At 71.1% G+C, this 22,803-nt stretch carries 16 protein-coding genes; 6 read left to right on the top strand and 10 right to left on the bottom strand.

Going from position 1 to position 22,803, the window contains the following annotated elements:
- Nucleotides 1–159: 159 nt before the first annotated feature.
- Nucleotides 160–3,102 (top strand): glycosyl hydrolase, encoded by a 2,943-nt coding sequence (locus ACWD3H_RS12235; protein ID WP_451954982.1) that lies wholly within the window; start codon nucleotides 160–162, stop codon nucleotides 3,100–3,102.
- A gap of 37 nt (nucleotides 3,103–3,139) precedes the next feature.
- Here the strand turns inward: ACWD3H_RS12235 and ACWD3H_RS12230 are convergent, their stop codons facing one another.
- The gene (locus tag ACWD3H_RS12230; RefSeq protein ID WP_355564670.1) at nucleotides 3,140–4,066 is read right to left on the bottom strand and encodes an SCO6745 family protein; all 927 of its coding nucleotides are present in this window, start codon (nucleotides 4,064–4,066) and stop codon (nucleotides 3,140–3,142) included.
- Nucleotides 4,067–4,363: 297 nt separating this feature from the next.
- On the opposite strand from ACWD3H_RS12230, the gene ACWD3H_RS12225 reads away from it, so the two are divergent.
- The 5 genes from ACWD3H_RS12225 to ACWD3H_RS12205 all read left to right on the top strand — a co-directional run bounded on the left by ACWD3H_RS12225 (nucleotide 4,364) and on the right by ACWD3H_RS12205 (nucleotide 10,227).
- Nucleotides 4,364–5,437: a hypothetical protein gene (locus ACWD3H_RS12225; protein ID WP_451954981.1), complete on the top strand. Its 1,074-nt coding sequence runs from the start codon at nucleotides 4,364–4,366 to the stop codon at nucleotides 5,435–5,437.
- Nucleotides 5,438–5,632: 195 nt separating this feature from the next.
- Nucleotides 5,633–6,589, top strand: coding sequence for a TIGR03885 family FMN-dependent LLM class oxidoreductase (locus tag ACWD3H_RS12220; protein WP_451954980.1), 957 nt, complete (start codon nucleotides 5,633–5,635; stop codon nucleotides 6,587–6,589).
- A gap of 241 nt (nucleotides 6,590–6,830) precedes the next feature.
- A complete protein-coding gene (locus ACWD3H_RS12215) occupies nucleotides 6,831–7,298 on the top strand; it encodes an ATP-binding protein (RefSeq protein WP_451954979.1) in 468 nt (155 codons plus the stop codon).
- Between the two features lie 163 nt (nucleotides 7,299–7,461).
- Entirely contained in the window at nucleotides 7,462–8,799 is a 1,338-nt protein-coding gene (locus ACWD3H_RS12210) for an MFS transporter (RefSeq protein WP_451954978.1), read from the top strand.
- A gap of 258 nt (nucleotides 8,800–9,057) precedes the next feature.
- Complete coding sequence (locus ACWD3H_RS12205) at nucleotides 9,058–10,227, top strand: M20 metallopeptidase family protein (protein ID WP_451954977.1); 1,170 nt, start codon at nucleotides 9,058–9,060, stop codon at nucleotides 10,225–10,227.
- A gap of 97 nt (nucleotides 10,228–10,324) precedes the next feature.
- Here the strand turns inward: ACWD3H_RS12205 and ACWD3H_RS12200 are convergent, their stop codons facing one another.
- From ACWD3H_RS12200 to ACWD3H_RS12160, 9 genes are all read right to left on the bottom strand, one after another.
- Complete coding sequence (locus tag ACWD3H_RS12200) at nucleotides 10,325–12,010, bottom strand: protein kinase domain-containing protein (RefSeq protein WP_451954976.1); 1,686 nt, start codon at nucleotides 12,008–12,010, stop codon at nucleotides 10,325–10,327.
- Nucleotides 12,011–12,094: 84 nt separating this feature from the next.
- Entirely contained in the window at nucleotides 12,095–13,060 is a 966-nt protein-coding gene (locus tag ACWD3H_RS12195; protein WP_451954975.1) for a D-isomer specific 2-hydroxyacid dehydrogenase family protein, read from the bottom strand.
- A gap of 500 nt (nucleotides 13,061–13,560) precedes the next feature.
- A complete protein-coding gene (locus ACWD3H_RS12190) occupies nucleotides 13,561–14,820 on the bottom strand; it encodes an NAD(P)/FAD-dependent oxidoreductase (RefSeq protein ID WP_355621041.1) in 1,260 nt (419 codons plus the stop codon).
- Nucleotides 14,817–16,235, bottom strand: coding sequence for an FAD-dependent oxidoreductase (locus tag ACWD3H_RS12185; RefSeq protein WP_451954974.1), 1,419 nt, complete (start codon nucleotides 16,233–16,235; stop codon nucleotides 14,817–14,819). The genes ACWD3H_RS12190 and ACWD3H_RS12185 overlap by 4 nt, the downstream gene beginning before the upstream one ends.
- A complete protein-coding gene (locus tag ACWD3H_RS12180) occupies nucleotides 16,232–17,665 on the bottom strand; it encodes an FGGY family carbohydrate kinase (RefSeq protein WP_355548691.1) in 1,434 nt (477 codons plus the stop codon). Before ACWD3H_RS12180 ends, ACWD3H_RS12185 begins: the two co-directional genes overlap by 4 nt.
- Nucleotides 17,662–19,209, bottom strand: coding sequence for an amino acid permease (locus tag ACWD3H_RS12175; RefSeq protein ID WP_451954973.1), 1,548 nt, complete (start codon nucleotides 19,207–19,209; stop codon nucleotides 17,662–17,664). The genes ACWD3H_RS12180 and ACWD3H_RS12175 overlap by 4 nt, the downstream gene beginning before the upstream one ends.
- A 103-nt stretch (nucleotides 19,210–19,312) precedes the next feature.
- On the bottom strand, nucleotides 19,313–20,110 hold the full coding sequence (locus tag ACWD3H_RS12170; RefSeq protein WP_451954972.1) for a DeoR/GlpR family DNA-binding transcription regulator: 798 nt from the start codon (nucleotides 20,108–20,110) through the stop codon (nucleotides 19,313–19,315).
- A 260-nt stretch (nucleotides 20,111–20,370) separates the two neighbouring features.
- Complete coding sequence (locus ACWD3H_RS12165) at nucleotides 20,371–21,309, bottom strand: formylglycine-generating enzyme family protein (protein WP_451954971.1); 939 nt, start codon at nucleotides 21,307–21,309, stop codon at nucleotides 20,371–20,373.
- Nucleotides 21,310–21,403: 94 nt separating this feature from the next.
- Nucleotides 21,404–22,798, bottom strand: coding sequence for a sulfatase-like hydrolase/transferase (locus tag ACWD3H_RS12160; RefSeq protein WP_451954970.1), 1,395 nt, complete (start codon nucleotides 22,796–22,798; stop codon nucleotides 21,404–21,406).
- Nucleotides 22,799–22,803: the final 5 nt, after the last annotated feature.

Raw genomic sequence — 22,803 nt, 5'->3', positions numbered from 1 at the left:
GGGCCTATGCCGTCCCGCCTGCATATCTGCTCTTTACTTATTCGTTACCAACGCGAAACGTTGACTGCTGTGACTCGGGCCGTTACTTTGCGGTGAGAGAGCGCTCTCTCATGCCGGTCCGCTTCGGAGCCCGACTCCTCTCCCCGGAGGCACCCCCCAATGGATCCCTCGATCCGGACCACGGGTCCGGACAACGCGCACCCCCGTGAAGGACGACTCGCCCACCGCATCCGGACCCGCCGCAGGCGCCTCGCCGCCGGCGTGGTCGTCGCGATGGTGGCCGGGCTGCTCGGCCTCGGCGCCGTCCACTCCGCCGAGGCCGCCACGGTCGGCGCCGGTAGCTATGCCGACACCCTCCCGGCCGGCCGCTCGCTGCCGACCGGCTGCGGCTCCCTCTCCACCAACCCCCGCCAGTGGGTGACGGCCAACGCCCCCGCCGGAGCCGTGCCCACCAACGACTGGTGGTCGTCGATCCTGTTCAAGAAGACCGACTGCGCGTACGGTGAGCCGTTGCACGCCCACCCGATCTCCTACGACACCTTCGGCAATGGCCTCGGCTTCTCCTACAACACCACCCCGCAGATCAGTGGCACCGCCACCGGGGTGGGGGAGTACCACTACCCGTACGTCGAGAACATCAGGGTCGGTGTCGCGGGCCTGAGCTCGCCGGACGTCAAGGTCGACGGCTGGAGCGACTGGACCGTCACCCCGTACTGGAGCGGTGGCGGCCGGACCATGAAGGCCACCATCGGCCACGGCCTGCCGTTCGCCTACTTCCAGATCACCGGCGGTGACGCGCAGATCACCGCGGCCGGCACCCCCTCGGTCTGGTCCAACAGCGGCGCCACCATCGGCTTCACCGCGGGCGGCCGTGACTACGTCGCCTACGCCCCGACCGGCGCGACCTGGTCGGTGAGCGGCACGACGATCAGCTCGTCCCTGGCGGGCAAGGGCTTCTTCTCGGTGGCGGCGCTGCCCGCCGGCGGCGACCGGGTGGCCCTGGCGAACACCTACGGCCAGTACGCGCACGCGCACGTCACCGGCACCCAGGTCTCGTACTCCTACACGCCGTCCAACAGCACGCTCACCACGACGTACGCCTTCACCACCACGGCCAGGCAGGGCAGCGCGACCGGCACGGTCATCGCGCTCTACCCGCACCAGTGGAACTACCTGACCGGCTCGACACCGCTGGCGCAGACCTACGTCTCGGCGCGCGGCCAGATGAAGATCGTCACCGGTACGCAGTTCAGGACGTCGATGAAGTACACCGGCGTGCTGCCCGAGGTCCCCGCGGTGGCCGACAACTCGGGCGCCGATCTCACCACGATCACCAACCATCTCAACGCCGAACTCGGCAACCCGATGGACATCCGCGGCGACGACACCTACTGGACGGGCAAGGGGCTGGGCAGGGCCGCCCGCATCGCGGAGATCGCCGACCAGCTCAACCTGACGTCGGTGCGCGCCGCCGCGCTGAACGCCATCCGCAGCCGCCTCAACGACTGGTTCACCGCCTCGCCCGGTAAGACCACCCGGGTCTTCTACTACAACCCGGCCTGGGGGACCCTGCTCGGCTACCCGGCCTCGTACGGCTCCGACCTGGAGCTCAACGACCACCACTTCCACTACGGCTACTACATCGCCGCCGCCGCGACCCTGGCCAAGTTCGACCCCAACTGGGCGAAGACCAGCCAGTACGGCGGCATGGTGGACCTGCTGATCCGCGACGCCAACAACTACGACCGCAACGACACCCGCTTCCCCTACCTGCGTGACTTCGACATCTACGCGGGCCACGACTGGGCGGCCGGGCACGGATCGTTCGGCTCGGGCAACAACCAGGAGTCCTCGTCGGAGGGCATGAACTTCGCCAACGCCCTCATCCAGTGGGGACAGGCCACCGGCAACACCGCGGTCCGCGACGCGGGCATCTACATCTACACGACCCAGAACGCGGCGATCCAGGAGTACTGGTTCGACGTGCGCGACCAGAACTTCCCCGCCGCCTTCGGCCACAGCACCGTCGGCATGGTCTGGGGCTCCGGCGCCGCCTACGCCACCTGGTTCAGCGCCGAGCCGGAGATGATCCAGGGCATCAACATGCTCCCGGTCACCGGCGGGCACTTCTACCTGGGCGACAACCCCGGCTACGTGACCACCAACTACAACGAGCTGGTACGCAACAACGGCGGCCCGCCCACCGTGTGGCAGGACATCATCTGGGAGTTCCTCGCCCTGGGCAACGGCGACACGGCACTGGCGAACCTCAGGGCCAACAGCGGCTTCACCCCGGAGGAGGGGGAGAGCAGGGCTCACACCTTCCACTGGATCCGCAACCTGGCCGCTCTCGGCAACGTGGACAACTCGGTGACCGCCAACCACCCGCTGGCCAAGGTGTTCAGCAAGAACGGCGCCCGGACCTACGTCGCGTCCAACATCACCGGCAGCGCGATCACGGTGACCTTCTCCAACGGCACGACGCTCAACGTGCCCGCGGGCAAGACCGTCACCTCGGGAGCCCTCACCTGGAGCGGCGGCAACGCCGGCGGAGGCAGCACCGGCCCCGACCCGACTCCCACGCCCACCCCCACCCCCACCCCCACCCCCACTCCGACCCCGACGGTGGGTCCCTTCACCGCGACGCGCTACCTGCAGTCCGGCGGCGGGCTGCCGGGTACGGCGGGCACCGCGGGCACCGTCACGCTGGCCGCCGCCAACGGCAACCGCGACGGTACCCCGACCAACGCGCAGGTCTTCACGGCGACCGGCCTCACCGGCACCTACAACGGCGGCTCCACCACGTTCGACCTCTTCGTGGACGCGGGCACCACGGTCGCCAACGGCACCCAGATCCGCGTCTCCTACGACCTGACCGGCAACGGGAGCTGGGACAGGGTGGAGACCTACGCCTACTTCGCCACCGACCCGGTGACGGGCTGGGAGCACTACACGCAGGGCGCGGGGCCGCAGTCCGCCTCGGGGGCGCTCGGCAACCTGTCGGGAGGCCAGGTGAAGGTCGAGGTCTGGAGTGCCATCGGCAACGGCACCACCGCCCTCGGCGTCGGCAACCAGTCCCTCGTACGGCTGCCGTTCAGCTGATCCGTGACGGGGCGGCGGGTCTTCCGCCGCCCCGACCTCAGCTGATCTTTGAGGGGAAGGCCGGGAGCGAGAGCTCCCGGCCGTTCTCGCCTCCGGACGGCAGGGGCAGGCCGATCGGGCTCAGCGTCGGCGGGATGCCCGCCTTCACGACGGCCTCGGTCAGCGGGTGGAGCAGCCGGGCGAGGGCGGAGGTCCGCTCGTCACCGAGGGCCCGCCAGGGGCCGGCCGCGGCCTCGTCGGTCAGCCGTTCGATCCGCGCGCGCACCCGGGTGCCCTCGGCCGTGAGGGCGCCGGAGGCGTCGACCCATCCGCGCTCGCGCAGGGCGGCGGCGCCGGACTCCCACTCCTCGTCCGGCCAGGGGCGTGCCACGCGCAGCAGGTCCAGGTCCGTCTCACCGGCGGCGACCTTGAGCAGGTGGGCCTGGGTCGGGGAGACGCCGTGGGCGACGAGCGCGGCCACGTGCCCGTCTCCCCGGTGCTCGCGCAGCGTGGTCGCGGCCTGCCAGAGCAGCAGGTGCGGCTCGTCCGGCGCCGGCAGTGCCTGGTTGGCCGCGCTCAGCACCCGGCCCGCGGTGTCGGCGAGCCGGGCGGCCCGCCAGGCGAGGTCGGCCGCCGCGCGCAGGTCGTCCGGGCCGGCCACCTCGTCGGTGAGCAGGTTCCGCAGCGCCGCCCTCGCCCCGTCGAGCCGGGCGCGGAGCACGTCGCCGGGGGTCGCGAACGTCCACGCGTCGGGGAGTGCCCTGGAGACCTTGGCCGGAGGGAAGCCGTGGAAGGCGGCCGTGACGACGTCGGGGCCGACCGGTCCGAGTGGTGCCGCCCTGGTCGCGAAGTACCCCATCCAGAAGCCGCGCATGCCTACCGCGTCGGACGCCGCCCGAGCCTCCGGGGCGAAGTAGGTGACGGCGTGCAGGGGCTCCAGCAGTTGCCACATGACACGCGGAACGTTCGGTTCGTGCTCCGGCACGGTCTCACACCCTGTCTCATGGATCCTGGCGGATCGGCTGTGCATGTTCATACGGTACTCGGCGAAATGACCGCTGATCTCCCCCCGGGAAGATCCGCTCATCTGGTTCGAACACTGACCTGATCAGCGAAGATGGGTCATCTTCCCGGTAAGGTTGGGTCTTCTCAAGGGATGCCGCGCGGGTTATCAAGAACTCGGAGCGAATTGTGATCCCAGACGGTTCACCCTCTGCCGCCGCACTCCCGGCGCCACCGTCACGTCTGGTCGTCCAGCCCCCCCGAGCCAATGGAGAACCGCGTGCGTCAGTCACTCAGAGTGGTCATGGGAATCCTTTGTGTCGTCGCCATGCTGGCGACGGGCGTCACGACCGCGCAGGCGGCCGTCCCCAACAGATGGGGCTTCGCCGTCGTCGACGTCACCTCCGGCATTCCCAACCCCGGCCACCAGGCCGGTAGCTGGCCGGGCGGCTTCAGCGTCACCGTCACCCCGGGCGGGGCCGGGCAGACATTCGTGAGGTTCCCGCAGATCGCGATCGGCGGCGGCGTGGTCCACGTCACCGCGATCTCCCCGAACGCCTACTGGTGCCAGGCGCAGACCTGGGGGCCGTCCGGGGTCGACCTGGTGGTGGCCGTGCAGTGCTACCGGTACGGAGGGGCTCCGGTCTTCACTCCGTACAGCATCGTCTTCGAGCAGAGCACCGGCACCCTGCCCGCGCCGCAGGCGTTCGGCTACGTGCACTACAACGGCGGGGCCATCGCCACCCAGTTCAACTCGGCCGGAGGCGTGAACACCGTCGCCGGTGGCGGGGGTGTCTGGACGGTCACGCTGCCCGGCCTGGGCTCAACCGGCTTCGCCGGCAACCTTCAGGTCACCGCGGTCGACCCCGGCCAGCCCGCCCGGTGCAAGGTCGGCGGCTGGGCCCCCGCCGTGGGCGCGCAGACGGTCCAGGTGCGCTGCCACAACGCGACCAGCACGCCGCTCAACACCGGGTGGACCCTGACCTACCAGCGTGAACGTGCCATCACCGGCGCGGCGATCCCGCCGAAGAACTTCGCCTACACCTTCGACAACACCCCGGCCAACCCCGGCCCGTACGCACCGGTGCCTCCGCCGGTGAACTACAACTCCCAGACGGCGGTGAACACCGTCCAGACCTCCGGGACCGGCCAGCGCATGGTGCTCTTCCCCGCGGTCGGGGTCCTGCAGGACCACGTCCAGGCCACCGCGTACGGACCCGGCCCCGAGTTCTGCAACCTGTTGACCCTCTGGGCCACCAGCGGTGGCACCGCGATCGTCCGCAACGTCGTCTGCTACAACGCCGGCACCCGCCTCGACTACCCGTCCCTGGTCACCTACACCTCGGCCTTCTGAGACCGGGGCGGGGTCCCGGCCGGACCTCGGCCGGGACCGCGCCCCCGGTCCGTGCCGTGTCTGTGCCCGTCTCTGTAGTCCGTGTCCGTACTCTTGGTGCCGCGGCCACCCTCACCCTCACCGCCCGCCGCCATCCGTCGGTCCCTCGGGCGCATCCTCCGGAATGGACGTCCCTCCGCCGGGTAGCCGGGGACGATGACGACCTACGGCTTTCACTCCTCACACGAACAGATCCATCCGGCGGAACTGCTGAAGGCGGTCACCCGGGCCGAGCAGGCGGGGTTCGGGGCGGCGATGTCGTCGGACCACTTCTCCCCGTGGAGCGGGCGGCAGGGGCAGTCGGGGTTCGCCTGGTCCTGGCTGGGCGCGGCGCTGCAGGCCACCGGCCTGCCGTTCGGCGTGGTCAACGCCCCCGGACAGCGCTACCATCCCGCGATCATCGCCCAGGCGATCGGCACCCTCGGGGCGATGTTCCCCGGGCGCTTCTGGGCCGCGCTCGGCACGGGCGAGGCGAGCAACGAGCACATCACCGGTGAGCGCTGGCCGCGCAAGGAACTCCGCAAGCGGCGGCTGCGAGAGTGCGTCGACATCATCCGGGCGCTGCTGGCGGGGGAGGAGGTCAGCCACGACGGCCTGGTGACCGTGGACCGCGCCCGCCTGTGGAGCCGCCCGGACGTCCCACCGAAGCTGGTCGGCGCGGCGGTGAGCGCCGAGACGGCCCGCTGGTGCGCGGAGTGGGCCGACGGACTGATCACCGTGAACGGGCCCGTCGACCGGCTGCGCGAGGTCGTCGGTGCCTATCGGGACGCCGGAGGCGGCGGAAAGGCGGCACTCCAGGTTCACCTCAGCTGGGCCGAGAACGAGGACGAGGCCATGGGCATCGCCCACGACCAGTGGCGGAGCAACGTCTTCTCCCCGCCGGTGAGCTGGGATCTGGAGACCGCGGAACTCTTCGACGTGGTCTCCGCGGACGTCTCGCGGGAGAAGGTGGCCGAGGTGGTCAACGTCTCCTCCGACCTGGGCCGGCATGCCGCCTGGATCAACGAGTACGCGGACCTGGGGTTCGAGGAGATCTACCTGCACCACGTGGGCCAGGAGCAGGACGCCTTCATCGACGCGTTCGGCGCGAAGGTCCTTCCCCAACTGCGCTGACCCCGGTACGGCGCGGCCGCGCCGCCGGGGCCGGCGCGGTGCCCGGCCGCTCCGGCGACCAGGGAGGAACCCGTACCGAAGAGGTCGGGGCGGTTTCCGGTGACCTTGGGTGATGGCCAATGAAGTGAATTTTCCTCACTTTTGCGACATAGGACGGAAACAATTAGGGCGAAATCAATTCACAGATGCGGTTAGATGTTCTACCTTTGTTGTGGGAGCGCTCCCACAAGAAGGAGGCGCAGTGTCTCTCCACCACAACTCATCCGCGGCGTATCTTGACGCGGTCCCCGAGTACGCGGCCGAGTGCCTGCTGTCCGCCGCCCCGTCAAGCGTGCGTGATGCCCGCTCGATGGTTCGCCGGGAGCTCTCCCTGTGGGGTGTGGACGACCTCATAGACGACTGCGTGCTGGTCGTCAGCGAGCTGGTCACCAACGCCGTCAAGCACGGTGGTGCCGCGTGCGCACTGCGCATCCGCGGCGACGGGGGCCTGGTCCACGGCGAGCTCTTCGACCCCGGGGCGGGCGCGCCCCGCGTGTGCGCCCGCGACATGGAGGCCACCGGTGGCAGGGGCCTGCAGATCGTCGACGCCCTCGCCGACGACTGGGGCGTCACGCACTCCCCCTCGGGTGGCAAGACCGTCTGGTTCATCCTCAGCCTCCCCGAACCCGTCCGCCCTCATCCCACCGGCGTCCCGGCCCTGCGGCTCTAGCGGCACCCCGTTTCCCCGCCGATGGGGGCTCCCGCGCCGGGAGCGGGCCGCCCGGCGCCCTGAGGAGCGTGTTCCCGCACTTCAGCAGGTAGGTGCGCAATCTCGGCGGATCGCCCCATAGGCTGCGGACAGCCGGCCTTCCAGGGAGAGACGCGCATCGCCCATGACCACGTACGACCACACCCGTCGCGCCTGTTACACCGGGTACGTCACCCAGGCGATCGTCAACAACCTGGCCCCGTTGCTGTTCATCGTGTTCCAGACCCGCTACCAGCTGCCGCTGGAGATGCTCGGGCGGCTGGTGCTGCTCAACTTCGCCACCCAGCTGGTCACCGACATCGTGGCCGTGAAGTTCGTGGACCGGACCGGTTACCGCATCCCGCTGGTGCTGGCCCATGTCCTGTCGGCGATGGGGCTGGTGTCGCTGGCGGTGGCCCCGGAGCTGTCACCCTCCCCGTACCTGGGACTGTGTGTCGCGATCGTCGTCTACGCCGTCGGCGGCGGTCTGCTGGAGGTGCTCGTCAGCCCCGTCGTGGACGCGCTGCCCAGCCCGCAGGAGGGCAAGGCCGCGGCGATGAGCCTGCTGCACTCCTTCTACTGCTGGGGACAGGTCGCGGTGGTGGCGGGCAGCACCCTGCTGCTGGCCTGGATCGGCCAGGGCGCCTGGCAGGTCCTGCCCGTCGCCTGGGCACTCGTCCCGCTGGTCAACATGGTGGCCTTCCTGAGGGTGCCGCTGCCCGCGACCGTCCCCGACGAGCACCGCACCGCACTGCGGGAACTCTTCCGCGCCCCCGCCTTCGCCGCGGCCGTCGTGCTGATGCTCTGCGCCGGCGCGGCCGAGCTGACCATGTCGCAGTGGTCCTCCCTCTTCGCGGAGGAGGGCCTGGGGGTCTCGAAGGTCTGGGGTGACCTGGCGGGTCCGTGCCTGTTCGCGGTCCTGATGGGCATCGGACGCATCGTCTACGGCCTGTGGGGCGAGCGGATCCCGCTGGTACCGGCCATGACGTCGTGCGGTGCGCTGGCGGCCGTCTGTTACCTGGTGGCCTGCCTGTCCGCCGACCCGGTGGTCAGCCTCGTCGGCTGCGCGGTGTGCGGCCTGGCCGTCAGCCTGCTGTGGCCGGGGACCTTCAGCCTCGCCGCGGCCCGCTTCCCCCTCGGCGGCGCGGCCATGTTCGGCGTGCTGGCCGTCTTCGGCGACGCCGGCGGCGCGGCCGGTCCCTGGATCGCCGGAGCCGCCGCGGACGCCTCCGCCGCGGCCACCGGGCTGCTGGGCGATCTGTCGGCCGTGCTTCCCGACGACGGCGGTTCGGGTCTGCGCACCGGCATTCTCGTCGCCACCGCCTTCCCGCTCGCCATCGTCGCGGTCACCCTCGCGTACGGCATCCGGGCCGGGCGTGCGGGCGTCGTGACAGGCGGTGTCGTGACAGATGGTGTCGTGACAGATGGTGCGGACGGTGAGGCGGTCGGTGGCCCGCCCAGGGATCCTCGCCTCACGGGTTGACCCGCCGTGTCCACCCGAATCGCCGGGCTCCCACCGGCGGTTCGAGTGCTTCAGGAGGTTCAGAAGGGTATGACGAGCCTTGTCATGCCCGATGGCCGGGCCTGCCGACCACAGAGGAGTCTTTGATGGATTCGCACCCGTCCGGCGGGATCGCCGTGGTCGACGGCGTGAGCGGGGGCGTCGGTCCGGCCGTGGCCCGCGCGCTCGGCGGGGAGGGCGCATGAGGGCCGGCCACCCCCGCGGGCTCGGGGAGAGACCGTGAACGAGATCGGCGCGCGGCTCCGCGACGCGCTCCACGCCGAGCTGCCCGCCGCCTTCCGGCTGCGGCGGGAACTGCACGCCGAGCCGTGCCTGTCCGGCCAGGAGGAGCCGACGCTCAAACGGGTGCTGGACGCGCTGCCCGAGGGCAGCGCGATGGAGCGGGTGGCCGGGACCGGCGCGCTCCTGCGGGTCGGCGGCGACGGCCTGGCCGTCGGGGTGCGCGGAGAGCTGGACGCCCTGCCGATCTCCGAGGAGACGGGGGTGCCCTGGGCCTCGCGGAACGGTGCCATGCACGCCTGCGGCCATGACGTCCACCTCGCCGCCCTGGTCGCGCTGACCAGGGCGATCGACCACGTGAAGGCGCCGGCGCCGATGGTCGCGGTGCTGCAGCCCCGCGAGGAGGGTCCCCCCTCCGGCGCCCGTGACATCGTCGAGTCGGGCGCGCTCCAGCGGAACCAGATCGGCGCCATGATCGCGGCACACGTCCAGCCGGTGCTCGAAGCCGGTCAGACGGCCTGCACTCCCGGCGCGGTCAACGCCTCCGCGGACCAGTTCACCGTCATCGTCAGGGGGCAGGGCGGGCACGCGGCCTATCCCCACCTGGCCCGCGACCCGATCCTGGCACTCGCCCAGGTCATCGTGGCCGCCCAGCAACTGGTCAGCCGCGACGCCGACCCGATGACGCCGACGGTGGTCACCTTCGGGACCGTGATGGCGGGCACCGCTCCGAACGCGATTCCAGAGCAGGCCGCCGCCCGCGGCACCATCCGGACGATGTCGGAGTCCTGGCGCCGCCGGTTGCACCAGCGCTTCCACGAGCTCGCCGAGGGGGTCGCCCGCGCCTACGGCTGCGAGGCGGAGGTGCGGATCATCTACGGGGATCCGGTGCTCGTCAACGACGCCCGCCTCGCCGAGGAGACCGGCTGCATCCTCGTCGACGCCGCCCACCACATGCCCGCCACGCTGCGCTCCTGCGGTGCCGATGACTTCGCCCACTTCGCGTCGGTCGTGCCGTCGCTGATGCTGTTCGTGGGCACCGACACGGAGGCGGGGCTGCACAGCCCGTACTTCCTGCCCGGAGACGACACGGTGCGGGCGCTCGCCGAGAGCCTGCTCGCCGGCTACCTCGGCGCCGCGCAGGTGATCGGCGCGGGCCAGGGCCACTGATCCGGTCGCGGGACCGTTCTCCCGGTCACGGCGGCCTACCGGCGCCATCTCCGGGAGCCGGGCAGCGCGGGGGCGACACACCGCCGGCCGGAAGCGCCTAGTCGAGCCGGAAGGTCTCCACGAACGTGTCGACGTGCCGGCTGGCCTCGGCCCACTGCCCGGCGGGTGCGAAGAACCAGAACATCCCGACGCCGCCGGAGTCACGGATGACGCATCGAGCGTACAGCCGGAAGGGCATGCCCGACGCGTCCTTGTGCGCGAAGCCGAACTCCAGCTCGGCACCGTCGCCCCCGGCGAAGGAGATCGGGCGCCGGACGAGTTCCCGGTAGGAGTCGGGCGCGAACGTGTCCTTCCTGAGCGCGTCGCGCAGCTCGTCGAGGATGGCGGCAGGGGCCCGGGTCTCCTTCCGGCTGAGGTTCGCGAAGGCTCCCAGGTACCAGGAGGACGAGGAGAGGATCGAGCTTTCCGGCCGGCTCCAGCTCACCTGGTCCTCGGCCTCGTCCTTGGTCCAGCCGTCGGGCACCGCGATGGAGAATCCACGGGAATCCTTGTGGAGTGTGAAGCCGCGCGGCAGCGAGCCAGGTACCGGGGAGGACGGCGGGTCCTGGCCGGAGCCCGTGGGGGCCGTCGAACCTGCGCCGGGACCGGGCGTTCCGGCGCTCTCCGGCGTGGCGGAGCCGCCCTGGACTCCCCAGATCACCGCGGCGGCCACGGCGACCGCCAGCACAGCCGCCCCCGCGGCCACCATCACCTGGGGGCGAGGCCACCGGGAGGCGCCGGACCGGGCATGATCGCTCGAAGAGGTCGGCCCGGTCCCGGCCGGGGTGGCGCTCCCGGCCCGTCCGCCGCCTTCGGCCGGACCCGGGGCCTGCCAGGCGGGTTCGGCGTACCCGGTCGGACCTGGGATCTGCCAGGAACGTCCGTCCTCCGGCGAACGCGCGTCCACCCGGTCCGGTGCGGCTCCGGCGGCCACCGGCGCGAGCAGCGCCTCGGCCTGGCCGGCCGTCAGCCGCTCGGCGGGATCCTTCCTGAGCAGGCCCTCGATGACCGGACCGAGCCGGTCCGTGTACCGGGCCGGCGCCGCCGGGTGGCTGATGATCGCCGCGATCGTGGCCATCGGGCTCTCCCGCTCGAACGGCCTGCGGCCCTCCACGGCCTCGTACAGCGTCACGCCCGTCGCCCACAGGTCGGAGGCGGCCGAGGCGCGCTCGCCGCCGAGCTGTTCCGGCGCGAGGTAGGGGATCGTGCCGAGCAACTGCCCGGCACCGGTCAGATCCGTGGTGTCGTGCACCGCCGCCGCGATCCCGAAGTCGGTCAGCACGGCCCGGTCGCCCCTGAGCAGGATGTTGGCGGGCTTGACGTCGCGGTGCACGATCCCCGCCGCCTCCGCCGCGGCCAACGCGGAGATCACCCGCAGCCCGATCTCCGCGACCCTGGCCTCGGCCAGCCGCCCCTCCGCCCTGAGCACCTCCGCCATGGACGGTCCCTCGACCAGCTCCATGACGATCCACGGACGGCCGTCCTCCTCGACCACGTCGTAGACGGTGACGATGCCGGGGTGGCCCCTCAGCGTCGCCGCGGTACGGGCCTCGCGGAGCGTCCGCAGCAGCAGTCGCTCGCGGTCCTCGGCGGGCAGCCCGGCGGGTGGCCGCATCTCCTTGACCGCGACGGTCTGGTGGAGCAGCTCGTCCCTGGCCCGCCAGACGACGCCCATGCCGCCTTCCCCGAGAGGGGCCCGCAGGAGGTACCGGCCTGCCAGCACGCGTGACGGCTCTTCCGGCATGCGGGCGAACCTATCGCTTTCCTCGCTCCCGATCCACCGCGATGCCGGTTCCGCGGTCCGGGACGCAGGCGATCGCGGAGCCCGTCAGTATCCCGCGGCGGGATCGATGACCCCCTCCAGCGGAAGGCCCGCCCGCAGGTTGCGTACGTTGCGCTCGACCCGCTCGCAGAACATCCGGGTGACGTACTCGGCGGAGTCGGCGCAGTGCGAGGTGATGAGCACCCTGTCCTCGGCCCAGAGCGGGTGCCCCTCGGGGAGCGGTTCCGGGTCCGTCACGTCCAGCCCGGCGGCGGAGATCGTCCCGGCGCGGAGGGCCTCGACGAGCGCGTCGGTCTGGACGTGCGCGCCGCGGGCGACGTTGACGACGACGGCGTGCGCCGGCAGCAGGGCCAGCTCGGTGGCACCGATGACGTGGGTCGTCTCCGGCGTCAGGGCGAGGGCCAGTACCAGGATGTCGGTCTCCGGAAGCACGGCGGGCAGGGCCTCGGGCGGCAGCGTCTGCTCGGCGCCCTCGATGCTCTCCGCCCGGCGGCGGATCACCCGGATCCGGCACCCGAACGGCCGCAGGAGCCGGATGAGCTCGGTCGCTACACCGCCGCCGCCGAGGATCGTCACCCGCCGGTCGTGCAGGGAGACGGGATCGACCGAACACCAGCGGGGTGTGCGCGCCTGCCGGGCGAGGTTGCGCAGGCAGGCCAGCATCAGCATGAGCGCGTGCTCGCCGACCTGCCCGGCGAACGACCCCTTGGCGCAGCTGAAGGCCACCGGCCGGTCGAGCACGCCGGACGCGGTGAATCTCTCCACCCCCGCCCAGGGGAACTGCACCCAGTTGATCCGGGGGTGGGCGTCCAGAGCCGAGCGGAGCAGTTCCGGCTCACCGGGGATGAGCCACACCAGGCCGTTCGCCTCGGCGAGCGGGACATTGACGCCACCGCCGCCGGACACGGCCTCCTCGACCTCAAGGCGCAGGCGGTCGAGGCCGGGGGAGTTGGGACGGTCGTAGGCCGCCCCCGCCTCCGGGGACGGGGCTATCGCGATTCGGGCTTCCATAACCGACATTCTGTACGTGGCCCACCGGCCGCGTACCTCGGCGTCCCGCACTCGTCACCGGGTGCCGGACGGGATCGATCACCCGTGCTTCTTGCGTTCCCTGACCAGCTTGAAGAACTCGCGCTCGGAGGCCGCGCCTGTCCCGCAGGCGAGAACCGTGGCCCACAGCTCAGCGGTTCGGCTCAACGGTCCGGTAAAAGTCGCATAGACGCCTCGGCCTGGGTAGACGGCCTGCCACCGACAGTCATCAAGGTAGTGGGAGACGGTGCTCCGAGAGATTCCGTTCACCCCGGGCAGTGCCGCAGACATCAACGGCGCCCACCCACCCCACCTGCCCTCGCTGCGCTTCTGACCTTCACCCCCGTACAGGCCCGCAGACCACACCCTCGGCATATCCGTCGCCACGGATGACGCCGGCCTGTCCCCTCACCCTGCACATGACCCTGCACATGCGAGCGGCCCCCGACCGGTGTGGTCGGGGGCCGCTCGCTGGGGATGTGTCAGGTCTCCACGCCGATGTGCACCGGACCGGCATCCGGTCTGACCGCGCTGAGGACGCTCGTCGGGATGCGGAACACCCGGCCGGGTGCCGCCGGCCACCACAGCCGCTTCCGTGCGATGACTTTTCCCTCCTGCCTGAGGACGATCCGGGGGAACGGGATGTAGCGGTCGCTCCACAGCAGCAGGCGGCGACGGGCCGGGGCCGGATCCCCCGGACGGAAGATCTCCGGCGCCACCCAGCGGAAGGGCGCGTCGGCGACGAGACGCACCTGCTCGGCCGGCGCGCTCCTGCCGCGCAACCAGTCGATGACGGAGCGCGCGACATGGGCGCCGTCGATCGCCGCGATGTCCGCGGTGTCGACCGGGTGGAGCAGGTTGCCCACGGCGAACACGCCCGGCCTGTCGGTACGTAGCGCGTTGTCGACCAGCGGGCCGTTCGTGCCGGGGTCCATGGTGATTCCCGCCGCGCGTACCAGCTCGTGGTCGGGGATCCAGTCGCCGGTGAGGACGAGTGTGTCGCACTCGACGACCCGCCTGGCGCCGGTGTCGAGGTCCTCGATCTCGACGGCCCGCAGTTCCGGCCGGCCGATGACCTTCGTCACCCGGGTGCGGGTGGCGACCCTGGTACGGAAGAGGATCCTGCCGGGGATGCTGAACAGGGAGTAGGAGTCCGGCCGGGGATACTCGGTGGTCATCAGGACGGTCCGGCAACCGGCCTCGCGCAGGGTCAGCGCGGCCGACCAGCTGACCAGCTCGGCGCCGACGACGACGGCCCTCCTGCCGACCTTCCCGTGCTGCAGGTGGACGAGATTCTGCAGGTGCCCGGTGGTGTAGACGCCGTGGGCGCGGTCTCCGGGGATGAGACGGGCCGGTCGTGGGCGCTCCCGGGCACCGGTCGCCAGGATGACGGCCCGCGCCTCGACGCGGATGCGGCCCCGCGGGGTGGTGGCCTCGATCGTCCGGTCACCGGCCCAGTTCGTCACGGTGGCGTTCGTCAGGATCTTCGCACCGGCGGCCTCGGCCTGCCGGACGAGCCTCCTGGCGTAGGCGGGACCGCTCATGAAGCGCCGCATGTCCCTGATCCCGTAGCCGGGATGGTCGCTGTGCCGGGGGATGCCTCCGGCCGTGCTCTCCCGGTCGAGGACGAGGACGTCACCGTTGATCCTCGGCGCGAGTTCACGGGCGGCGCTCAGCCCGGAGGGGCCGGCGCCGATGATGACGACGGCAGGGGTGAGGGTGGTGATGTCGCCGGGTGTCATCGGCCGGCCTCCAGCGGTGCGTGGCGCTGCTCGCAGGCGCTCTCGCCCCTGCTCTCCAGCAGCTTCTTGATCTCGGCGCCGCAGAAGAACCCCTGGCAGCGCCCGTTCATCGCCCGGGTACGGCGGCGCAGCCCCTCCAGGGTGGCCGGTGGGATCGGTGACCGGAAGGTGTCGCGGATCTCACCGGCGGTCACCCGCTCGCAGAAGCAGACCACCTTGCCGTAGGCGGGGTCGGCGGCGATCCGGGCGGCGTCCTGGTACGGGCGGGTGAACGCCTCCCCGAGGTTGGGCATGCGGGGCGGCTCCGGCAGGTTCTCCCGTGGTACGAGCGCCAGCCCGGCGTCGCGGACGAGGTCGGCGACGTGCTCGGCGATGGCGATGCCGGCGGTCAGGCCGGTCGAGCGGATCCCGCCGGCCAGCACGTAGCGCCGCCCGGCGTCGGCCTCGATGAGGTAGTCGGGGTGGTCGCTCGCCGCGCGCAGGCCCGCGTAGGTCGCGGTGACCTCCTCAAGCAGCAGGCCGGGCATCAGCTTCTCGCCCTTGCCCAGCAGGAACTCGATTCCCTGCTCCGAGGTCCCGGTGTCGGTGCGGTCGACGAGGTCCTCGGCGGTGGGACCGAGCAGCACGTTGCCGTAGACGGTGGGGCTGATCAGCACGCCCTTGCCGCGCGAGCTGGGCACCGGCAGAATGATCTTGTTGACCATCGGGCGGGCGAGCTTGTCGTAGACCAGCAGCTCGCCGCGGCGCGGCGTGACCGTGAAACGGTCGTGGCCGAACAGCCGGTCGATGACGTCGGCGCCGAGCCCGGCCGCGTTGACCACCCAGCGGGCGTGCACATCCCCGCCGGAAGCGCGCAGCACCGTGCGGTCGCCGAGGTCCTCGACCGAGGTGACCGCCCGGTTCAGCAGCAGCGTCACGCCGCGGCCGACCGCGTCCGTGGCCAGGGCGAGGTTGGTGGTCCAGGTGCAGATGATCGACTCGTCGGGAACGGTCAGACCGCCCAGGGCGCCTTCCCCGAGGTGGGGAAGTTGCCGGTACACCTCCTCGGGGCCGACGATCTCCGTCTTGCCGTACCCGTTCTGCTCCGCCTTCCGGCGCAGGCCCGGCAGCGCGTCGAGCTCCTCGGCGGTCCAGGCCACCAGCAGCGCCCCGGTGTGCTCGACCGGGATGCCGGTCAGCTCGGCGTACTCCGACAGCAGGTGGTAGCCCTCACCGACCAGCCGGGATTCGAGGGTGCCGGGCTTGGCGTCGAAACCGGTGTGCAGGATGGCGGTGTTCGCCTTGCTCGTACCGTCACCGACGTCGTCGCGCGCGTCGAGCAGCGCGACGCTCAGCTCGTAGCCGGCCAGCTTCCTGGCGATGGCCGAGCCGACGATGCCGGCACCGATCACCGCCACGTCGAACGTGGTGTTCATCGTGTTCCCTCCCGCGCCAGGGTGGCGTTGACCGCCTCCGCCCAGCGGGAGCGGAAGTCGGCCGCCTGATCGGCGGACCATCGGGGTTCGTAGGTCGTGCTGGGCTCCCACGGGTGGACCGCGTCCGCGAGGGAGAGCGACGGGTCGAGCGAGGCGCGGGCCAGCGCCACCGCCCCCATCGGGGTGGCGTGCTGGGAGGGGTAGACGTCGATCCGGATCCGCATCAGGTCGGCGACCGCCTGCATGAGGACCCTGCTCCGGGTGAGCCCGCCGTCCACCCGCAGCCGGGTCAGCGGCTGCCCGAGGTCGGCGGCGACGAGGTCGCCGAGCTCGGCGACCTGCGCCGCGATCCCCTGCAGTACGGCGAGCACGAGGTGCCCGGAACCGGTGGAGAGGGTCAGCCCGGAGAACGAGGCCTTGGCGTCGGGACGCCACCAGGGGGCCGCCAGGCCGGCCAGCGCCGGCACGCACAGCACCCCCTCGGCGTCCGCCGCCGCGACCACGTCCAGGTCCGCGGCGCTACGGATGAAGCCGAGATCCTGGATCCACCGTACGGCGGAGGCGGCCGTGTAGACCTGGCCGTCGAAGCAGTACGAGGTCTCCCCCCGGACTCGCCAGGCGACCGAGGCGGCCAGGTGGGCGGTGGAGCGCGCGGCGGAGGTGCCGGTGTTGGCCAGCAGGAACGCGCCGGTGCCGAAGGTGCACTTCGCCTCTCCGGAGTTCAGGCAGTTCTCGGCGAGCAGGGCGGCCTGCTGGTCGACCACGAGCCCGCCGACGGGGACGTTCCCGCCGAACGCGGAGGTGTGGCCGACCACCTCGTCACAGGAGACGATGCGCGGCAGGCGCTCGGTGCCGAGCCCGAACAGCTCCAGCAGTTCCGGGTCCCACTCGGCGTCGTCGAGCCGGGTGACCAGCGACCGGCTGGCCGTGGCGACATCCGTGACGAACTCCCCGGTCAGATGGTGGATGATCCAGGAATCGGAGGTGGTGACCACCCCTTCACCCGTCACGTTCCGGCGCAGCCAGGCCATCTTTGGGGCGGAGAAGTACGGGTCCAGGATCAGCCCGGTGGTCGCGGCGATCCGGTCCTTGAACTCCTCCAGCTCCGCGCAGACGCCCTCCGAGCGGCGATCCTGCCAGACGATGGCGGCCGAGAGGGGCTCGCCCGTGACGGGGTCCCACGCCAGGACGGTCTCGCCCTGGTTCGCCAGCGTGACGGCGTCGATCCGCACCCCGGCCCGCGCGACGGCCTGGCGGCCGGCGTTGAGTACCGAGTCGAGCAGTTCCCTGGGGTTCTGCTCGACTCCGCCTCCGGGCAGGTAGGTGGGGCGGACCGGGACCTCGGCGAGGCCGAGCACCTCGCCGCGGGCGTCGACGACGATCGCCTTGGTGCCGGATGTTCCCTGGTCTATCGCCAGTACCGTGGTCACCGCCGGTGGGTCCCCTCCGTGCGCCTGCCCTTGGCCGCCCCCGCGGCATCGGCGGTCAGCTCCGCGTCGATGGAGTGCATGTCCGGCATCACCAGGCCCTTCGTGCCCTTGGTGAACAGCAGGTAGGCGAAGTACACGGCGCCGATGGCGAGCATGATGAGCACGTAGACCCACGGCTCCACGAACGAGGCGTCACGGAAGAGCAGCAGCTCGAACGCGAGCCAGATCAGCGCGACGACGATCACCGGGATCTCCCAGCGACCCAGGTCGAACCCCTTGCTCGGCGGCAGCGACTTCCGCTTGACCACGTACATGATGACGGTTCCGGTGTAGATGATCGCCGGCAGCAGGGTGGCGGCGGCGAACAGGCCGAAGAGGGCGTCGGTCCGGGTGGAGAAGACCGCCAGGATCAGCTCGCCGATGACGAACATGAAGACGGTGGCGTTCAGCGGGGTGCCGAAGCGCGGGGAGACCTTGTGCAGGCCCTGCCAGCCGGGGAAGCGCTGGTCGCGGGACATCGCCCAGACCAGCCGCACGCCGGTCATCAGGATCACCATGCCGCAGGCGAAGATCGCGATGACCACCAGCACGAGCAGCGCCGTACCCACCACGGGGCCGAGCGACCGGCTGATCACGTCCGCGACCGGGGTTCCCGACTTGGCCAGCTGGACCGGGTCGCCGGCGAGCAGGGTGACGGCGACGAGGAACAGGAAGCCGAGCACACCGGAGGCGAGAACCGCCTGCCACATGGCGCGGGGGACGACCCGGGCCGGGTCCTTGGTCTCCTCGGCGAGGTTGGCCGCCGACTCGAAACCGACGATCGTGAACGCGCCGAGCAGGAAGCCCAGCATCCACGGACCGGCCGAGGTGAGCGTGCCCATGCTGAGGTAGCCCTCGGACGGGATGGCGCCGGTGCTGAACAGGTTGGCGAAGTTGACCTCCTTGGCGATGAAACCCACGATCAGCAGCAGCAGGACGAGGGCGATCATGCCGATCAGCTCCGCCGTCACGGCGAAGTTGTTGACCCGCTCGGTCCACTTCGTGGAGAGCCCGACCAGCAGCGCCTGGCACATGATGACCACACCGGTGATCACCCAGGCGTTCAGCGCGGTGCCCTCGTAGCCGAGCAGCACCGGCATCACGGTGGAGGCGATGGTGTAGTCCACCGCCACGACCACGACCGCGAGGAACGAGAACGAGACCCAGCCGATGATCCAGCCGAGCACGGGGTTCGCCAGCCGGGACATCCACTGGTAGGAGTATCCGGTCACCGGGATGCGCGCGGCCAGCGAGCCGAAGATGAACGCGACGGCGAGCTGACCGACGATCACGATCGGCCAGGTCCAGATGCCCGCGGGGCCCGAGGTGTTCAGCACCGAGCCGTAGGTGGTGAAAATGCCGGTGGCGATCGAGACGAAGGCGAATGCCACGGCGAACGAGGCGAAACGCCCGGTGCCGCGCTTCATCGCCTGCTTGTAACCGAATTCCGCAACACTTGCGCCGCTCTCCTGATTGCCCGGCGCGGGTGGTGAATACTGGGTCATGGACCTACAACTCCTGTGTTTCCTGTCAGATGGTGCATCGGCGTGCTGGTCCGAGCCGGGTGGCGTTGCCGCGCCGCCCGGCTCCTTCGACGGTGGAGAACGTTCAAGAGAGCACCATCACCCCGCCCCCGCGGGTGATCGCGTCCTGGATGCCGGAGGGTGGTTCCGCCTCGGTGATGAGACCGCCGAGCTCGCCCAGCTCGGCGACCCGGTGCCTGGCGACCAGGCCGAACTTGCTCGAGTCGGCGAGTACGTACGAACGCGTCGCGTTCCTGAGGACGATCTTCCGGACCGCGATCTCGTCCAGGTAGTAGTCGGTCAGGCCGGCCGCGGCGTCGACGCCGCCCGACCCGAGGAACGCGACGTCCGGGTTGAGGTCCGCGAAGAACGCCTGGGCCACCGAGTTCGAGAGCGCGAGGTCTCCGCCGCGCAGCCTGCCCCCGCAGACGAGGACCTCGATGCCGGGCCGCTCGGAGAGTTCCGCCGCGACCAGCAGGGAACACGTGGCCACGGTCCCGGTGAAGTCGAGCGGCAGGGCACGGGCGACCTGGACGGCGGTGGTTCCCACGTCGATCACCACGGTCTGGCCGGGGTGCACCAGCCCGGCGGCGGCACGGCCGATGCGCGTCTTGGCGTCCGCGGCGGTCCCGGTGCGTTCGGCGAAGGGGGCCTCCTCGCCGGCGGCCTGCCCGAGCGTGATGGTCGCGCCCCCGTGCACGCGCGACAGCCTCCCCTGGCGCTCAAGCGCCACGAAGTCACGGCGGATCGTCTCCGCTGACACGCCGAGCTCGTGCGCGAGGTCGTCGGTGCTGACGACGCGGGAGATCCGCAGTGCCTCCCCGATGCGCGCATGCCGCTCAGCGGGCAGCACGACTGCCCACTTCTGTGGAAGTTTGTGCATGCATGAGGGGAATTATGCTTTGGTGTGGTTATCGCGTCAATACATTGCGCTATCGGGTTGGAAACCTTTACCGAGGTCTCCGTCTGCCGGCGGGCGACGTGGAACCCGCTGACCTCGGCTCATAAGCGGACCGTAAGCCCTTGGGGGGCTCTCACCGGGCGACCGCCTCGGGCGTTCCCGGTCATCCGCGGGCATCGGGGCCATTCGACCGGGGGCGTGGGCCGGACGATGACAGGTTCACCACCGCGCCGGCTGCCGGATCACAGGTCGGCGGCGAGGCGGAAGCCGGTGTTGCCCGAGCTGCTGTCCGGGGTGTTGGAGCTCCGGGCGGCGACCCGGTAGCGGTTGCAGTAGGAGTCGTGGCACAGGTAGGAGCCGCCCCGTATCACCCGCGAGGTTCCGGTCTCGGGTCCGCGAGGATCCTCAAGCGGCCGGGAGAGATGGTCGGTGCCGAACCAGTCCGCGCACCACTCCCAGGCGTTGCCGACCATGTTGTGCAGGCCGTAGCCGTTGGGCCGGTACGACTTCACCGGCGCGGTGCCGAGATGGCCGTCCGCTCCGGTGTTGTGCGTGGGGAAGCGGCCCTGCCAGATGTTGCAGCGGTGCTGCCCGCGCGGGGTCAGCTCGTCGCCCCACGGGTATCGTGCCTGGTCCAGGCCACCCCGAGCGGCGTACTCCCACTCGGCCTCGGTCGGCAGCCTGCCGCCCGCCCAGGCACAGTAGGCCACCGCGTCCCGCCAGGAGACGTGCACCACCGGGTGGTCCTGCCGGCCGTTGATCGTGCTGCCGGGACCCTGGGGCGCCTGCCAGCTGGTGCCCTCGATCACCAGCCACCAGGGAGTCTCGGCCGGGGAGGGCGCCCGCCTCCGGAGGTCCGGCGCGACCAGCAGGTGGAAGACGTAGGACCAGTTGAACCGCTCGGCGTCCGTGACGTATCCGGTCGCCTTCACGAACGCCGCGAACTGCGCGTTGGTCACCGCGGTGCGCGCCAGCAGGAAGGGCCGCACCGTCACGGTCCTGATCGGCCCCTCCCCGTCGGCGGGGAACCCCTCGGCGTCGTCGGTCCCCATCCGGAACGCGCCGCCGTCCAGCCGGATGAGCCCGCTCGGCCGCCGGGGCGCGGGGGCGACGGCCACCGGCCGCGGTTCACGGCCGTCCTCGTCTCCGCTACGGCCGGGCGCGCAGCAGTGTCCGCTCATCGCGTTCCTCCCTGCGGTGTCTCGATCGATGAAGCCAAGGGGGTGGCCCCGGGCAGACGGGGCCACCCCTCGACGGCATCCGGTGGGAGAGAGATCATTCCCACCAGATGCTGTCGGTGTCCGGGAAACGCCAGACCTCTTCCGCGTTGTGCTGGGGAAGCTCGGTGACCCGGAGCCCGGACTTCACCGGGTCCTCGTACCGGCCGAAGTATCTCTCCACCCGCCCGGTCAGGTCGGCGACGAGATCCGCGTGCCGGGGGTCCGCGTAGAGGTTGACCGTCTCGCGCGGATCGGCGACCAGGTCGATCAGCTCGGCGGGGCCGTCCGGGTAGCGCAGGGTGAGCTTGTGGGTCCTGGTGCGGATCATCCGCAGGTTCCCGTACTCGCCGTACACCTCCTCGGGCCACTCGGCCACGTGCCCCCCGGCCAGCAGCGGGGCGAAGCTGCGGCCCGGGTAGTCGCGCTCGGCGAGCGTCTCCTCGGGAAGGGAGACGCCGGTGTGCTCCAGGATGGTCTGGAACAGGTCGCAGTGGGTGACCATCTCCGACCTGGACTGGTCACCGAGCAGCGCGCCCGGCCGGTTCAGGATGAGCGGCACCCGGATGGATTCCTCCACCATGTTGTACGGCTTGGTGCCGTTGCCCTTGCCCCAGATGCCGTGGTGCCCCATGTTCAGGCCGTGGTCGGAGGTGTAGACGACCAGCGTGTTCTCGCGCAGGCCCTGGGTCTCCAGCTCGTCGATGAGCCGGCCGACCTGCTCGTCCACCTCCGAGGCCGAGGCGTAGTACTGGGCCAGCGCCTCCCGCCGGTTCCTGCGGCTCGGCATCAGCGACTCCGAGGCCATCCGCCCGAAGGGGTAGGTGGCCTCGTCCGGAACGTCGGCGAAGGTGCTCTGCCGGTAGCGGGACACGTGCCGCTCGGGGCGGCCCTCCCACGGGCTGTGCGTGCCGACGTAGCCGACGTGCAGGAAGAACGGCTTCTCCTCGTCGCGGGCGCGCAGGAAGTCGATCGCCCGGTCGGTGACGCCGTGCCGGTTGTAGCCGCCGCGGAAGGCGGGCGAGTGCTCCCAGGGGCTGTCGAGGTGCTCGGTGTGCGTGCGCTCGTCGGCGACCTCGTACCAGAAGTCGAAACCGGGGGCGCGCTCGAACGACCTGCCCAGGTGCCACTTGCCGGCCAGCCCCGTGGTGTACCCGTGATCACGCAGGATCTCCGGCAGGGTCAGCTCGTCGGCGATCCAGTTGCGCCGGTCCACCTCCGGGTCCCACACGTTGAGGTAGTCGTGCACCCCGTGCTGCGAGGAGAGCCTCCCGGTCAGGAAGGCCGCGCGCCCGGGGGAGCAGACCGGGGTGGGGGTGAAGGAGTTCTCCATCCGCACACCGGTGGCGGCCAGGTAGTCCAGCGTCGGGGTCTGCACCTCCGAGTTGCCGTAACAGCCCAGCGCCCACGAGGCGTGGTCGTCGAGGAAGACGACGAGGACATTGGGACGCACTGGTC

It is taken from the genome of Streptosporangium sp. NPDC002607 (genome assembly GCF_053592655.1).
Note: the sequence above shows the minus strand (reverse complement) of the source record. Positions and strands in the feature narration are given on the sequence as shown.